13 protein-coding genes are annotated in these 14,851 nt (G+C 71.6%); 7 read left to right on the top strand and 6 right to left on the bottom strand.

Translation table 11 applies throughout. From position 1 onward, the window contains the following. The coding region (locus tag DKL51_RS14120; protein WP_185734796.1) for a M50 family metallopeptidase at positions 1 to 804 on the bottom strand (804 nt) is incomplete at its 3' end. 81 nt (positions 805 to 885) lie between these two features. Here DKL51_RS14120 and DKL51_RS14115 point away from each other — a divergent pair. From DKL51_RS14115 to DKL51_RS14105, 3 genes are all read left to right on the top strand, one after another. Further along, positions 886 to 1,800 (top strand): RecB family exonuclease, encoded by a 915-nt coding sequence (locus tag DKL51_RS14115; protein ID WP_109943076.1) that lies wholly within the window; start codon positions 886 to 888, stop codon positions 1,798 to 1,800. 76 nt (positions 1,801 to 1,876) lie between these two features. After that, complete coding sequence (locus DKL51_RS14110; RefSeq protein ID WP_109946615.1) at positions 1,877 to 3,070, top strand: sensor histidine kinase; 1,194 nt, start codon at positions 1,877 to 1,879, stop codon at positions 3,068 to 3,070. Between the two features lie 29 nt (positions 3,071 to 3,099). After that, positions 3,100 to 3,786 carry a response regulator gene (locus DKL51_RS14105; protein WP_109946634.1) on the top strand — a complete coding sequence of 229 codons (687 nt, stop codon included), beginning with the start codon at positions 3,100 to 3,102 and terminating at the stop codon, positions 3,784 to 3,786. A gap of 49 nt (positions 3,787 to 3,835) precedes the next feature. Here the strand turns inward: DKL51_RS14105 and DKL51_RS14100 are convergent, their stop codons facing one another. Beyond that, positions 3,836 to 5,899: an amylo-alpha-1,6-glucosidase gene (locus DKL51_RS14100; RefSeq protein ID WP_109965039.1), complete on the bottom strand. Its 2,064-nt coding sequence runs from the start codon at positions 5,897 to 5,899 to the stop codon at positions 3,836 to 3,838. Continuing rightward, the gene (locus DKL51_RS14095; RefSeq protein WP_165823212.1) at positions 5,896 to 6,273 is read right to left on the bottom strand and encodes an SCP2 sterol-binding domain-containing protein; all 378 of its coding nucleotides are present in this window, start codon (positions 6,271 to 6,273) and stop codon (positions 5,896 to 5,898) included. Before DKL51_RS14095 ends, DKL51_RS14100 begins: the two co-directional genes overlap by 4 nt. Before the next feature lie 210 nt (positions 6,274 to 6,483). On the opposite strand from DKL51_RS14095, the gene DKL51_RS14090 reads away from it, so the two are divergent. The 4 genes from DKL51_RS14090 (at position 6,484) to DKL51_RS14075 (ending at position 12,685) form a co-directional block, all read left to right on the top strand. Then, a complete protein-coding gene (locus tag DKL51_RS14090) occupies positions 6,484 to 6,861 on the top strand; it encodes an SCP2 sterol-binding domain-containing protein (protein WP_165823213.1) in 378 nt (125 codons plus the stop codon). After that, positions 6,858 to 8,906, top strand: coding sequence for an amylo-alpha-1,6-glucosidase (locus DKL51_RS14085; RefSeq protein ID WP_109946619.1), 2,049 nt, complete (start codon positions 6,858 to 6,860; stop codon positions 8,904 to 8,906). Before DKL51_RS14090 ends, DKL51_RS14085 begins: the two co-directional genes overlap by 4 nt. 456 nt (positions 8,907 to 9,362) lie before the next feature. Next, positions 9,363 to 10,130: an ABC transporter ATP-binding protein gene (locus tag DKL51_RS14080; protein ID WP_109946620.1), complete on the top strand. Its 768-nt coding sequence runs from the start codon at positions 9,363 to 9,365 to the stop codon at positions 10,128 to 10,130. Continuing rightward, positions 10,130 to 12,685, top strand: coding sequence for an ABC transporter permease (locus DKL51_RS14075; RefSeq protein ID WP_109946621.1), 2,556 nt, complete (start codon positions 10,130 to 10,132; stop codon positions 12,683 to 12,685). The genes DKL51_RS14080 and DKL51_RS14075 overlap by 1 nt, the downstream gene beginning before the upstream one ends. Positions 12,686 to 12,737: 52 nt before the next feature. Here the strand turns inward: DKL51_RS14075 and DKL51_RS14070 are convergent, their stop codons facing one another. From DKL51_RS14070 to DKL51_RS14060, 3 genes are all read right to left on the bottom strand, one after another. Then, a complete protein-coding gene (locus tag DKL51_RS14070; RefSeq protein WP_124812133.1) occupies positions 12,738 to 13,385 on the bottom strand; it encodes an HAD family hydrolase in 648 nt (215 codons plus the stop codon). A gap of 126 nt (positions 13,386 to 13,511) precedes the next feature. Next, a complete protein-coding gene (locus tag DKL51_RS14065; RefSeq protein WP_311768046.1) occupies positions 13,512 to 14,291 on the bottom strand; it encodes a neutral zinc metallopeptidase in 780 nt (259 codons plus the stop codon). A 136-nt stretch (positions 14,292 to 14,427) separates the two neighbouring features. After that, positions 14,428 to 14,640: a hypothetical protein gene (locus DKL51_RS14060; protein ID WP_109965037.1), complete on the bottom strand. Its 213-nt coding sequence runs from the start codon at positions 14,638 to 14,640 to the stop codon at positions 14,428 to 14,430. Positions 14,641 to 14,851 lie beyond the last annotated feature (211 nt).

The raw sequence follows: 14,851 nt of genomic DNA, 5'->3' as shown, positions 1-14,851 counted from the left end.
GGGCACGGGCAGCACCGGACGGGCCAACCGGGCCAGGTCGATCAGCGGGAGCCGGCGGCTGATCCGGGCCATCCGGATGGACTGCCCGGCGCCCCGCCAGAGGGTGAGCGCGACCAGCAGCATCAGCGGCAGCGCCAGCGGCACGAGCGCCCGCCGCAGGGTGAGCAGGACGACCAGGGCCACGGTGCCGACGGCGACCGCCCGGCCCACCCAGCCGGCCACCTCGGTGCCCCGGTGCCGGTCCCCGGTGACCGCCCAGACGGCGGCCCGCAGCGCCCGCCCGCCGTCGAGCGGGAGCCCCGGCAGGCTGTTGAAGATCGCCACGATCACGTTGCTCACCGCGAGCTGGAAGGCGAGCTGGTCGACCAGCGTGCCGTCGGGGAGCGCGAGGGTGGCCGCCACGGCGACCGCGCCGAGCACCGCCGACACCGCCGGGCCGGCGAGGGAGACCAGCAGGTCGACCCGCGGGCTGGGCGCGTCCCGGTCCATCTCGGTGTACCCGCCGAGCAGTTCCAGGGTGATCCCGCGCACACCGATGCCGTAACGGCGGGCGGTCAGGGCGTGGCCCAGCTCGTGCAGCAGCACCGAGCCAAGCAGCGACACGACGAAACCGGCGCCGATCAGCCACCCGCCGAGGTGGCCGACCGCGAGCTGACGGCGGGCGAACTCCGCGTACACCACGGTCACCAGCACGGTGAGCAGGAGCATCGAGGCGTCGACGTGCAGCGGTACCCCGAACACCCGGCCGACGGTCAGGCCGGGACGGCGTCCGGGCCGACGTGGTGGTCGGGGCGTCTGCTCCACCGGGCCGATGCTACGCGTCGCGGATCATGCACCGGTGCGGCGACGGCCGGCCTGTCACACCGGTGTCCTAACCTTCCGGACATGACGGCGGAACCGGTGATCGACGCGCAGGACATCCTCGCCACCGCGGTGGTGCCGCCCACGGTTCGGGCGTCGCTGTCGCCGTCGCGGGCGGCGGATTTCAAGACCTGCCCACTGCTCTACCGGTTCCGCAGCATCGACCGGCTGCCCGAGCGCCCGACCGTGGAGCAGGCCCGGGGCACCCTGGTGCACGCCGTGCTGGAGCGGCTGTTCGACCTGCCGGCGGGGGCCCGCACCCCGCAGTCCGCGGGCGACCTGGTGGCCCCGCAGTGGGACCGGCTGGTCACCGAGCAGCCGGAGCTGGCCGGCCTCTTCGCCGACGGTGACGCCGCCGGCACCGCCGAGTTCCTCCGGTCGGCCACGGCGCTGCTCAAGGGCTACTTCGCGGTGGAGGACCCACGCCGGTTGGAGCCCGCCGAGCGGGAGGCGTTGATCTCCGCGGTGGTCGACGAGGAGCTGCTGATCCGGGGCTACCTGGACCGGCTCGACGTCGCTCCCGACGGGGCGCTGCGGGTGGTCGACTACAAGACCGGCGGGGCGCCGCGGGAGGCGTTCGAGGCGCGGGCGCTGTTCCAGCTGAAGTTCTACGCGCTGGTGCTGTGGCGGACCCGAGGCGTGGTGCCGCGGGTGCTGCGGCTGCTCTACCTGAAGGACGCCGAGGTCTGCGACTACACCCCGGACGCCGAGGAGCTGGTCCGTTTCGAGCGCACGGTGGTCGCGCTCTGGCAGGCGATCGAGCAGGCCACCGAGCGGCAGGATTTCCGTCCCCGGCCCAGCCGGCTCTGCGACTGGTGCAGCCACCAGGCGCTCTGCCCGAGCTTCGGCGGCACCCCGCCGCCGTTCCCGGTGAGCGGTGCGGGCGATCCGCTGCGGGACGCCCGGTCCGGCCCGGTCGCGCCGGGCGCGGACGAGTGAGTCTCCTTCCCGGGGAGGAGGCCAGGTTCGGCGTCGGTGACGAGGGGTCGGGCGGGACGGCGGCTACGGTTTTCCCATGATCGAGCGGCTGAGGGCGTGGGCCCCGCGACGTCCGCTGGCCACCGACGCGCTCTTCGCGTCCGCCCTGGTGCTGCTGGAGGTCGTGTTCCTTCTGCTCACCCCCCGGGAGCTGCGGCCCGGGCAGTTCCCGGGCGCGCTGGGCTGGAGCGTGCTCTGCGCCGTACCGGTGGCCCTGCGTCGGGTCGCACCCTGGCCGGCGGTCGGCGTCGCGGTGGCCACCCTGGCCGTGCCGGCGCTGCTCCGGCAGGCCCCGGCGACGCAGGGTCTCGCCTTCGTGGTGCTCACCTACACGATGGCCGCGCACCGGCCGCTGCGTCCGTCTGCGCTGGCCGCGCTGCTGCTCTGGGTGCCGGTGCTGCTGGTGAACATGGTGGCGCCGCTGCGGGGCGTGCTCGACATGGGCCCCGGCTACCTGGTGCTCAACAACCTGCTCACCGCGTCGGTGGCGTACGCGGTGGGGCGGGCCGTGCATGCGCGGCGACAGTCGACACAGATGCTGCGCGAACGGGCCCGGATCGCCGAGGCCACCCAGCGCTCCCTGGCCGAGCAGGCGGTCGCCGACGAGCGGCGCCGCATCGCCCGCGAGCTGCACGACGTGGTCGCCCACCACGTCAGCGTGATGGGGGTGCTGGCCACCGGCGCGCGGCGGGTGCTGCGCCGCGACCCGGACGCCGCCGACGAGGCGATCGCCACCATCGAGGAGACCAGCCGGGCCACCCTGCGGGAGCTGCGCCGACTGCTGGACGTGCTGCGCACTGATGCCGAGCCGGCCGCCGAGCTCGCCCCGCAGCCGGGGCTGACCGGCATAGAGGCGCTGGTCGAGCAGGTCCGGGAGGCGGGCCTGCCGGTGACGCTGCGGGTCGACGGGACGCCCGGGCCGATGGAGCAGGGCGTGGCGCTGACCGTCTACCGGATCGTGCAGGAGGCGTTGACCAACGCGCTCAAGCACGCCGGCGCCGCGACCGCGGTGGTGCGATTGACCTTCACCGACGCCTTCCTGGCGGTGGAGGTCACCGACACCGGCCGCGGCCCGGGCCCGCGGCCGGACCGGATCGGGCACGGACTGGTCGGCATGCGGGAGCGGGTGGCCCTCTACGGTGGGATCCTGCGGACCGGTCCGCGGCCCGGCGGCGGCTTCCGGGTGTACGCGAGGATCCCGGTCGAGTCCGCCCGCGCGGTGCCGGCGTGACCGATCGACGGTACGACGACGGGGAGACGATGACGGACAGCGCGGCGCGGCCACGGCCGGTACGGATCCTGCTGGCCGACGATCAGCCGCTGCTGCGGACCGGCTTCCGGATGGTGCTCGGCACCGAGGACGACCTGGACATCGTCGGCGAGGCCGGGGACGGCCTGGAGGCGGTGGAGCTGTCCCGCCGGCTGCTGCCGGACGTGGTGCTGATGGACATCCGGATGCCGAGGATGGACGGGGTCGCGGCGACCCGGGCCATCGTCGACGCCCGGCTGCCGGTACGGGTGCTGATCCTGACCACCTTCGACCTCGACGAGTACGTGGTCGGCGCGCTGCGGGCCGGGGCCAGTGGCTTCCTGGCCAAGGACGTACCGGCCGAGGACCTGGTCACCGCCATCCGCACGGTCGCCGCCGGGGAGGCCGTGGTGGCCCCGCGGATCCTCAAGCGGTTGCTGGACCGGTTCGCCGACGTGCTGCCCGACCCGGCGGCCAGCCCGCCGAAGGTGCTCAGCGTGCTGACCGAGCGGGAACGGGAGGTGCTCGTGCAGATGGCGCGCGGGTTGTCCAACGCGGAGATCGCCCGGGCGTTATCGGTCAGCGAGACCACCATCAAGACGCACGTCGGGCACGTGCTGACCAAGCTGGGGCTGCGCGACCGGGTGCAGGCGGTGGTGCTGGCCTACGAGACAGGCCTGGTACGCCCGCGACGGTGACCCTTCGCCCCGGCAGGTCACCAGGGCGGGGCGGCCCACGTCGCCGGGCTCATCGGCCGGCCGTCTGCTGTGTTCGCTGATCCACGCTTCCCATGGCGTCGACGCGGCCCCAGCGCCCCGGGATGTCGAGCAGTTCGACGCGGCCGAAGCGCTCGGGCAGCGCCGGCTCGACCACCAAATCGTCCCCGTAGGGCTCGAGGCCGAGCAGAGTGCGCACCAACAGAAGGGGCGCTCCGGTGGCCGAGGCCTGCGGGCTGTTCGCTGCCGGGTACGGGACGGGCCCCGTGACCACCTTGCGGTCGTAGCCGCCGAAGGCCTCCGGCAGCCTGCCCTGGAAAAAATCGGCGGCATCGATGATCTTCTCGGCGATGTGTCCCGCTTCGTGGGTGAAGCCGTAGCGACGCAGGCCCCAGGCGATGAACGCGTTGTCGAACGGGAAGACGGTGCCGACGTGGTACCCGAGCGGGTTGTAGCGCCCCTCCCCCTCGGCCAGGCTGCGTACCCCCCAGCCGCAGAAGAGTCGGGGACCGAGCAGGTGTTCGGCGATCTTCGCGGCGCGGGATTCCTCCACGATCCCGCTCCACAGCAGGTGCCCGATGTTGGAGGAGAGGGCGTCGACCTGGCGGCCGTCACCGTCGAGGGCGAGCGCGTAGTACTCGCCGTCGGCCACCCAGAAGTCGCGGTTGAAACGCTGCTTGAGCTCGGCCGCCTCCCGTTCCAGCCGGTCGGCGTACGCGGGGTCGTTCCAGAACTGCCGGGCCAGCCGGGCGCCGCGGATCTTGGCGTCGTAGGCGTAGCCCTGCAACTCGCAGGTCGCGCGGGGCAGGCCGGGCAGGCTGCCGTCCCGGAAGGAGATCGCGTGGCCGGACTCCTTCCAGCACTGGTTCTCCAACCCTGTCTTCTCGTTGCGGCGCTGGTACCAGACGTAGCCGTCGCCCATGATGTCGCCGTACTCGTCGATCCAGTGCAGGGCCGCCCGCGCCTCGTCCTCGAACTCCCGCACCACGGCGGCGTTCCCGGTCCATCGCTCGTACTCGTCGAGCAGGATCACGTAGAGCGGGGTGGTGTCGGCGGCACCGTAGTACGGACACTGTGGGCGTTCCTCGAACGCGACCAGTTCCCCGTAGCGGAACTCCCTCAGGATCTTGCCCGGCTCCTCGTCCCGGAAGTCGTCGAGCACGGCGCCCTGGTCGATGCCGAGCATCCGCAGGGTGGCGACGGCGAGGTCCGACGCGAACGGCAACGCCTGCAGGCTGGTGAAGATGGAGTCACGGCCGGTGAGCGTCGCGTTCCACGGCAGACCCGCCGCGGGCATCGCCTCGGCCGGTAGCGTCAGCGGCGAAAACCGCAGCGCGGCAAGATCGACCATGCAGCGTCGGTACGTCCGCTCCAGTGGCTCCCAGTCGCACGTCAGCTGCGGAGCCTTACCGAGCCACTGCTGGAGGTCCCCTTGAAGCCGGGACCTGTTGCGCCGGTGGCGGCCCGGATAGACATGCTCCCGCACATCCTGACCGTCCGGGCGCAGCACCAGGCCTCGGACGTGCAGCGTCGTGGTCCACCGTCCGTGGGGCCCGATCCGGATGTGGTACGTCAGCCCGCGTTCGTCCACCTGCGCGGGCTCGGTCGTGGAGATGACCGTCTCGCGCCGGAACGTGTCCCGCTCGTAGCCGAAATGCAGGCGCCCGTTCTCGACGCGCTTGTACAGCCGGCCCCGTGGCGTATGCGGCTGTCCGACCACGATCAGCGGAAAGAAGTCAGAGTCCGCGTCCAGCCGGACGATCAGGTCGGCAGGTTCCCCGGAGTGGTTGAACACCGTCAACTGCTCCTCGAAACTACCGGCCACCGACCGCTCCCGGATGACCGACACCTTGGCGTCGACGTAGTGGGTGGGGGCGCCCGGCACCAGGAAGAAACGCACCTCGAAATACGACGGGTCGTCCCTGGCCAGCGCGCTCATCCGTTCACCGTTGACGGTCAGCCGCCACACCGACAGGAACCGGGTGTCGAACGAGAAGAACCCGCACGGGACGGACGGCTTCGCCTCCATGTCGCCACTGCCGTCGCTCAACACGAAGATGTTGCCGTCGAGGATCCTGATGAGGTCCGTCTTCATCTGCGCCCCCCAGGGTCACGGGCCAGGGCCCGCGGATGTCGCGCGCCGGGCGGAGGTGCGAATAGCCGCTCCAGCAGGACGATGAACCGGAATTGCCCTTCGCTCGTTATCTCGTTCCTCAGCCACGCCGGAAGCGGTTTGGCTTCGCCACGGACCATGCGGTCGAAGAAGGCACTGTCGGCACGAATGACGGCGTCGGCGTCGCTGTTCCGTTGCGACACCCGGACAGCACCCCCGCAGATCTCCACGAACCAGTGGTCGACCTCGTGGTCGTGCTCGAGGTCGAACCGTATGGTGCCGTTCGTCTTCTTCAGCACACGTTCGTGGCCGTGGCGTTCGAGCGCGTCGAAGAACTTCCGGGTTGTCTCCGACATGGCACCCACCCCCGCAGGAATCCGCCGATCACAAGGCAGCATGACCCGGATCGCGGTGCCGTGACCTCACCCGAAAGGGATGAGATCTGCGGGCGACCGCGGAAGGCGCACGAAGTTCACCCGATCCGGGTGATGCGGCGTCGCCTCGCTCCCGGTCATGGTGAGTTCGCGGCTCATCCAGCGGCTCGGGACCTGGCGACAGGGAGGCTCATGTCCGATCCCACGGCGGACTTCTTCGAGGCGATCGGCCGTCGCGGGCATGAACGCCACCTCGAGGAGGCCACCGGCACCATACGCTTCGACCTCGAACACGACCACGAGGTCGAGCGGTGGCTTCTGGTGATCGACCGCGGCGACGTCCGTGTCTCGCGGGAGGAGGGCCCGGCCGACTGTGTCGTGAGGAGCAGCCGAGCCGCCTTCGACCGGATCGTCACCGGCAGGTCGCACATATACGCCACGTGGGCGCGTAACGAGCTCCGGCTGGAAGGTGACGCGCGGCTGGCCCGTCTCTTCCAGCGGTTGATGCCCGGGCCGCCCGGCGCGCACCATCCTCGGGACTTCGCCCAGGAGCGGAGACGACCGGCATGAGCGACGGACTCGTCCGACTGCTGGACGGCAACACCTTCGTGGTCAGCGAGGAGACCGGCGACATCGACGCGTCTCCCGCCATTCCGACCGGTCTCTTCTCGTTCGACACCCGATTCCTGTCGAAATGGATCCTGTCCATCAACGGCGAACGCGTCAACGCGCTCAGCATCGAGGAGATCGAATACTTCGAGACCCGCTTCTTCGTCATCCCGACCGTCCCGACTCCGCTCGTCGACATCAGCGTTTCGGCCCTTCGCGAACGCACAATCGGCGGAAACTTCGCCGAACGGCTGACGGTGATCAACCACGAACCCGAGCCGGTCGACCTGCGGATCCGGATCGACATCGAAAGCGACTTCGCCGACCTTTTCGAGATCAAGGACGTGCGCAACAAGACGGGCAGGTACTACACCCGGATCGAAGACGGGTGCCTGCGTCTGGGATACCAGCGGGGGATGTTTTGCCGGGAGACCCTGATCTCCTCCACCGCGACGGCCCAGGTCGACGAGCGGGGAATGACGTACGACGTCCGGATCGAACCGCACGGCCAGTGGGCCACCGAAATGCAGGTGAAAGCCCTGGGCGTGGACGGACGTGACCTTCGGGAGAGCCTTCAGGGCAGACCCGGTCGGGCCAGGATGCAGCTGCGGGAGGACCTGGACCGCTGGCTGGCGGAGTCGCCCCGCCTGACCTGCGACTCCGCAACGTTGGCGATGACCTACCGGCGCAGCCTGACCGATCTCGCCGCGCTGCGGTTCATGCCGTTGACCGACGGCGGACGGGCCCTGCCCGCCGCCGGCCTGCCGTGGTTCATGGCCATCTTCGGTCGGGACAGCATCCTCACCAGCCTGCAGGCGCTGCCCTTCGCGCCCAGCCTCGCGGCCACGACGGTGCGCCTGCTGGCGCTGCTGCAGGGCGTCGTCCTCGATGACTTCCGCGAGGAGGAGCCGGGGAAGATCCTCCACGAACTGCGGTACGGGGAGACGATCGGGTTCGAGGAGCAACCCCACTCGCCCTACTACGGCAGCGCCGACTCCACCGCGCTCTGGGTGATCCTGCTCGACGAGTACGAGCGGTGGACGGGTGACGCCACCACGGTGCGGCGCCTCGAGCGGTCCGCCAGAGCGGCTCTGCACTGGATCGACGAGTACGGCGACATCATGGGCGACGGCTACGTCTGGTACCAGCGCCGCAACGAGAAGAACGGGCTGGAGAACCAGTGCTGGAAGGATTCCTGGGACGCGATCTGCTTCCGCGACGGGCGGCTGCCCGCCCTGCCCCGCGCGACCTGCGAGTTGCAGGGCTACGCCTACGACGCCAAGATCCGCGGCGCCCGGCTGGCCCGCGAGTTCTGGAACGACCCGCAGTACGCCGACCGCCTCGAACGGGAGGCCGCCGAGCTCAAGGAGCGCTTCAACCGCGACTTCTGGGTCGCCGACGGCGAGTACTACGCCCTCGCGCTGGACGGCGACGGCCGCCAGGTCGACGCCCTCTCCTCCAACATCGGACACCTGCTGTGGAGCGGCATCGTCGACGAGTCCCGCGCCGCGAAGATCGCCGAACATCTCCTCGGCCCCCGCCTCTTCTCCGGCTGGGGCGTGCGGACCCTCGCCACCGAGGAGGGCCGGTACAACCCCATCGGTTACCACGTCGGCACGGTCTGGCCGTTCGACAACTCGTTCATCGCCTGGGGACTGCGCCGCTACGGCTTCACCCACGAGGCGGGCCGCATCGCCGAAGGGATCATCGACGCCGCCGAGTTCTTCCACGGGCGGCTGCCGGAGGCCTTCGGCGGATACGACCGGGAGTTGACCCGCTATCCCGTGCTGTACCCCACGGCGTGCAGCCCGCAGGCGTGGTCCACGGGCACCCCCCTGTTGTTGCTGCGGACCATGCTCGGCATGGAGCCCCGCGGGAACCACCTGGTGACCAGGCCAGCCGTGCCCCCGAGCCTTGGCCGCATCGAGCTGCTCCACATCCCCGGACGGTGGGGCCGGGCCGGCGCCCTCGGGCGCGCCCACCCGGCGCTGACCTCTCGGAGGTGACCAGGGGTCACCGGCCGCGCCCTCCGTCCGGTGGCTCGCCCAGCGCGACGCCACGGCGTACCTGGCTCCCCCACGTCCACCACGAGCACGCTGTCGGCGTCCCCCTTCCGCACCGCCGTGAGGTGGCGCGGCCGGTACCTCACCCCGCGGGGGCGACGGCGCTGTTGCGGTCGTCACCTACCGTGACCAAGGGCACCCCGGCGTGGTTGACCATGACGCGACGTGAGGTTCTAGCGTCGGCGGCGACGGTGTCCCGGCGGCCGGGAAGTCGATGGACCGGCCGGCGGGTCAGGGGCAACCCTGAGCCGGCATCGGGGCCGACCCGCAGCGCGATTTCCGGCGCCGATACGTCCGGGGGTGGACGGAACGGCCGCCCGCAGCGCCGAGGATGGGAACGGCCGCACCGACCAGCGGGGGCGGTGCGGACAGAGCAGGCAGACGGAAGAGGTAGATGACGTGACCGCGACGGTGGGCCCGCAGGTGCAGGCCGCGGCCCGGGCCAGCGACGTGTGGAAGGTGTACGGCAGCGGCGAGGCGCAGGTCGTCGCGCTGGGGGGGGTGACCGCCGAGTTCGAACGGGGCCGGTTCACGGCGATCATGGGGCCGTCCGGCTCGGGTAAGTCGACGCTGATGCACTGCCTGGCGGGCCTGGACTCGGTCACCCGGGGCACGGTGTCGATCGGCGACACGATGGTGACCGGGCTCGGCGACGCGGGGCTGACCCGGCTGCGCCGGGACAAGGTCGGCTTCATTTTCCAGCAGTTCAACCTGCTGCCGACGCTGACCGCTCAGGAGAACATCCTGCTGCCGATGTCGATCGCCGGCCGCAAGCCCGACCCGGCCTGGTACGACACGGTGATCGACACGGTGGGTCTGCGGGACCGGCTGCGGCACCGGCCGGCGCAGCTCTCCGGCGGCCAGCAGCAGCGGGTCGCCTGCGCGCGGGCGCTGGTGGCCCGCCCCGACGTGATCTTCGCCGACGAACCGACCGGCAACCTGGACTCGCGCTCCGGCGCCGAGGTGCTGAACTTCCTGCGCAACTCGGTACGCGAGCACGGCCAGACCATCGTGATGGTCACCCACGACCCGACCGCCGCCGCGTACGCCGACCGGGTGATCTTCCTCGCCGACGGCCAGATCGTCTCGGAGCTGGTCGAGCCGACCGCCGACACGGTGCTGGACACCATGAAGAAGCTGGACGCGCCGGCCGAGGTGGCGCACTGATGTTCCGCGCGACGTGGAAGAGTCTGCTGGCGCGCAAGGTGCGCCTCCTGCTGTCCGGCCTGGCGGTGGTGCTGGGCGTCATGTTCGTCTCCGGTGCGTTCGTGCTGACCGACACCCTCGGCCGGTCGTTCGACGCGGTCTTCGCCGACGGGTTCTCCGACATCGATGTCACCGTGACGGCGAAGCCGAAGGTCGCGGTCAGTGAGCACGAGGGCGAGCAGGTCGCCACGCCGGTGCCGGCGTCCCTGGTCGAGCAGGTGAAGCAGAAGGTGCCGGCCGCGGCGGACGCGAAGGGCGTGGTCAACGCCGACGGCGCCCGGCTGATCGGCAGCAACGGCAAGGTGGTGACGTCGTTCGGGCCGCCGCAGCTGGGTGAGAACTGGCTCGGCGAGAGCGACCTGGTCCAGCTCCGCGAGGGTACCCGCGCGCCGCGCGCCGACGACGAGATCGTGGTGAACGCGGCGCTGGCGGAGGCGGCGAAGGTCAAGGTCGGTGACCGGGTCGGCGTGCTGACCCTGGAGCCGAAGAAGGAGTTCACCCTCGTCGGCATCTTCGGCTACAGCGGCGGCCGCGACTCGATGGGCGGCGTGAACGAGGTCGCCTTCACCACCCCGGTGGCGCAGCGGCTGATGCTCGGTAAGCCGGACACGTTCAGCAGCATCACGGTGACGGCCGCCGACGGCGTCAGCCCGGAGAAGCTGCGCGACGACGTCGCCCGCGAGCTGGGCGGCAGCTACGAGGTGAAGACCGGCAAGCAGGCCGCGGCCGACCAGGCGGCCAGCCTCAAGGAAGGTCTCTCCTTCTTCAACAAGGTCCTGCTCGGCTTCGCCGCGGTGGCGCTGCTGGTGGGCACGTTCCTCATCCTCAACACGTTCTCGATCATCGTGGCGCAGCGCACCCGGGAACTGGCCCTGATGCGGGCGATCGGTGCCAGTGGGCGGCAGATCATCGGCTCGGTGGTGCTGGAGGCCGTCGTGATCGGCCTGATCGCCTCGGTGCTGGGGCTCGCGGCCGGCATCGGCGTCGGCGCGCTGCTGGCGTACCTGTTCGGGAAGCTGGCCGGCGGGCTCACCCTGGCCGGGCTCGGCGTGCCGCCGGCGGCGGTGATCGGCGCGTTCGCGGTCGGCCTGGTGATCACGGTGGTGGCGGCGCTGCTGCCGGCGCTGCGGGCGTCCCGGATCCCGCCGATCGCGGCGATGCAGGACGTGGCCACCCCGGACCGCCCGCTGACCCGGGTCACGGTGTCCGGCGCGATCGTCACCGCGATCGGCGCGGTGCTGCTCTTCCTCGGACTCGACGGTCACGCCGGCGACAACACCCTGGCCACCATCCTCGGCGGCGTGCTCTTCGCGTTCATCGGGGTGGCGCTGCTGACCCCGCTGATCAGCCGGCCGGTGGTCTCCCTGCTCGGCGCGCTGTTCGCCTGGTCGGTGCCGGGCAAGTTGGGGCGGCTCAACTCCGGGCGCAACCCACGCCGGACCGCGATCACCGCGGCCGCGCTGATGGTGGGCATCGCCCTGGTCACCGGCGTGACGGTGATCCTTGACTCGGCCAAGGGCAGCATCAGCGCCCTCGCCGAGGACACGATCAAGGCGGAGCTGGTGATCGCCGGGGCGCAGAGCGGCCCACGGCCGCCGAGCTTCGACCCGACGGTGCTGGAGAAGGCGGCGGCGATCCCGGGCGTGCAGCTGGTCGACGGCGAGTACGGCGACATGGCCACGGTCAACGGCACGCGCACCTGGGTGGCGGCGTCCAGCAACGTCGCCGCGCTGGAGCGGATCTTCGGCGGCAAGGCCACCGCCGGTGACATCAGCCGGCTCGGCCCGGATCAGATGCTGTTCAGTTCGGACGCCGCGAAGTCCCGCAAGGTGTCGGTCGGCGACCGGGTGACCGTGCAGCTGTCCCGGGGCGAGGCCCGCACGTACACGGTCAGCGGCATCTACCAGAGCTCGCAGCTGACCAACCCGGTGGTGCTGCCGCCGCAGGCGGCCCGCGACTTCGCCATCCCGCAGCCGATCCAGGGCTTCGTGCAGCTGGCCCCCGGTGCCCGGGTGGCCGACGTGCAGCCGCAGGTCGAGACGCTGCTCGCCGACAGCCCCGAGGTGTCGGTGGCCGACCGGGACGCGTTCATCAAGCAGCAGACCAGCCAGCTGGACACCCCGCTGCGGATGATCCAGATCCTGCTCGCGCTGGCCATCGTGATCGCGGTGCTCGGCATCATCAACACGCTCGCCCTGTCGGTGCTGGAGCGGACCCGCGAACTGGGTCTGCTGCGGGCGATCGGCCTGCGCCGAGCCCAGACCATGCGCATGATCACCGTCGAGGCCGTGGTGATCTCGATCTTCGGGGCGCTGCTCGGCGTGGTGGTCGGCACCGGCCTCGGCGCCGCGGTGGTCCAGGCGCTGAAGGACGAGGGCATCACCGACCTGGTCCTGCCCTGGGGCCAGATGGGGGTCTTCCTCGGGCTAGCCGCGATCATCGGGGTGGTCGCCGCGGTGCTGCCCGCGGTGCGGGCCGCGCGGATCAACGTGCTGGGCGCCATCGCCCACGACTGATCCCGCGATCACGGAGACGGGGCCCCGCCGGCTGGCGGGGCCCCGTCGCCGCTCAGGCGGGCGGCTCGCCGAGCAGCGCCGCCAGCAGTTCCAGGTCCGCCGCGGTCAGGCTCTCCAGCTGGTGTACGCCGGCGGTCTCGGCGATCGGCACCTCCGCCGGTACGGCCAGCACCGCCGCCCCGGCGGCCAGCGCGCTGGCCACCCCGGTGGGCGAATCCTCGATCGCCACGCAGCGGGCGATCGGCACGTCGAGCAGCCGGGCGGCGGTCAGGTACGGCTCGGGGTGCGGCTTGGCCGCGTCCACCTCGTCGCCGCAGACCACCGCGTCGAAGCTGTCCCGGCCGAGGGTGTCCAGGGCGACCTCGACCAGCGGCCGGGCGCTGGAGGTGACCAGCGCGGTCGGGATGTCCGCCGCGCGGACCGCCCGCAGCAGCGCCAGCGCCCCCGGTCGCCAGCGCAGGCCGGTGCGGAACAGCTCCAGTATCCGGGCGTTGATCCACGCGGCGCTGGCCTCCGAGTCCCGCTCCGGCTGGCCCAGGTCGTCGTGGAGGATCCGCATCGACGCCGCCATGCTGGTGCCGATCATCGCTCGGCGGGCGGTGTCGGAGAGGGTGCCGCCGTACACGGCCGCCAGCTCCTGCAGCGCGACGTCCCACAGCTTCTCGCTGTCGACCAGGGTGCCGTCCATGTCGAAGAGCACGGCGGCCGGGTGGTTGCTGCTCAGCGGAGCCTCCTCACGGGTGTGGACCTACCCGGGGATCCTCTCAGCCGGCCGCGCTCCGCCGCTCGCCGTACCGGGCGGGCGTGACCTGCGGCATGACCGCGGTCAGCTCAGTCCGCAGGCGTCCAGGGACTTCTCGTACCCGCGGAAGAAGGAGTCGGTGCGCTGCTCGGCGCTGCCGTGCGACCCCTCGGCGAACCACGGCTGGTTCGGGTCGTCGCCCACGGCGAGCAGGCCCTCCCGGAACTCCTCGAGGTCACCGTTGTCGAGCTTCAGCACCCCGGACCGCACGTTGTCCCCGATGTACGCCCCGGCCATGCAGTCGGCCTGCAGTTCCTGCTGGATGGTGAAGTTGTAGCGGATGCCGAGGCGTACCTGGACGCCGTGCGCGTACTCGTGGCCGAGCAGGTAGAACAGGAACGCGTCGCCGACCTGGCGGAACGCCGCGACGGACCAGTTGACGTCGTAGGCGATGAAGTCGCCGGCCGAGCAGTAGACCGCGTTGTTACGCGGCATCGGCTGCCCACCGCAGGAGACCTCCCCCTCCCGGGTGTACGGCACCACCCGCCGGACCGGCTGGAACCGCTGGCCCGAGGCCTTGAACTGGGCGGTCCAGTACTGCTCGGCGATGGTGACGGCGTCGGCGAAGTCCTCCTTGAACTCGGCGACGCTGGTGGTCCCGTCGGCCCGGGTGGTGTCCGCGCCCGGGGACGCCGGCTGCCCGGTCTGCTGCGGGCGGGGCTGCTGCGGCTCGCCCTGGTCCACCCCGCCGACCATGCAGCCGGCGGCCACCACCAGCGCCACCAGCAGACCGGCGAGCAGGCCCGGCTGCCGACGTCCAGCGCTCTCCCCCACGGTTGCCTCCCCGGCTCGATCCTGCCCCAGCAGTACCCCGACCTCGGGCCGGTAATGCCATCAGGTGATCACGCACCACCGCCCGGGATCGTTCAGCGGGTATTCCGACGAGGACGGTCAGCCGGTGGGTCGCCTCGCCGACCGGCCGCCACCCGAACGGCCGGGTTCAGGAGGACTGGCCGTGCTGGCCACGCTGCCAGGTGTCGCCCTGGGACCCGTGCCGCTCCGCCTCGTAGCGCTGCTGGCGGACCTGAGCGTCCCGCACGGCGGTGGCGTCCTCCGCGGAGGCCAGCCGCCGGCGGTCCCGTCGGGCCACGACTGCGTAGGCCGCCGCGACGAGCGCGGCCACCGCCCCGAGCACCACCAGCATCGTCGTCATGGCCCGACGGTAGAACCCGCACGCACGCCGGTCGGGGCACGGGGACCGGCGCGCGGCAACTAGGCTGCCGGCCATGATCATCACCGACTTCGACGCGCACGAGCGGGAACGCTGGACCGGGCGGGCCGCCGCGTACGAGCGCAGTTTCGGCCGGCTCTGCGCGTACCCGGCGGAAGCGCTGCTGGACGCGGCCGGCGTGCGGGCCGGACAG

It is taken from the genome of Micromonospora globispora, assembly GCF_003857015.1.
Lineage (GTDB): Bacteria > Actinomycetota > Actinomycetes > Mycobacteriales > Micromonosporaceae > Micromonospora > Micromonospora globispora.
The sequence above is the reverse complement of the archived record's forward strand: the minus strand, read 5'-3'. Positions and strand labels throughout refer to the sequence as shown.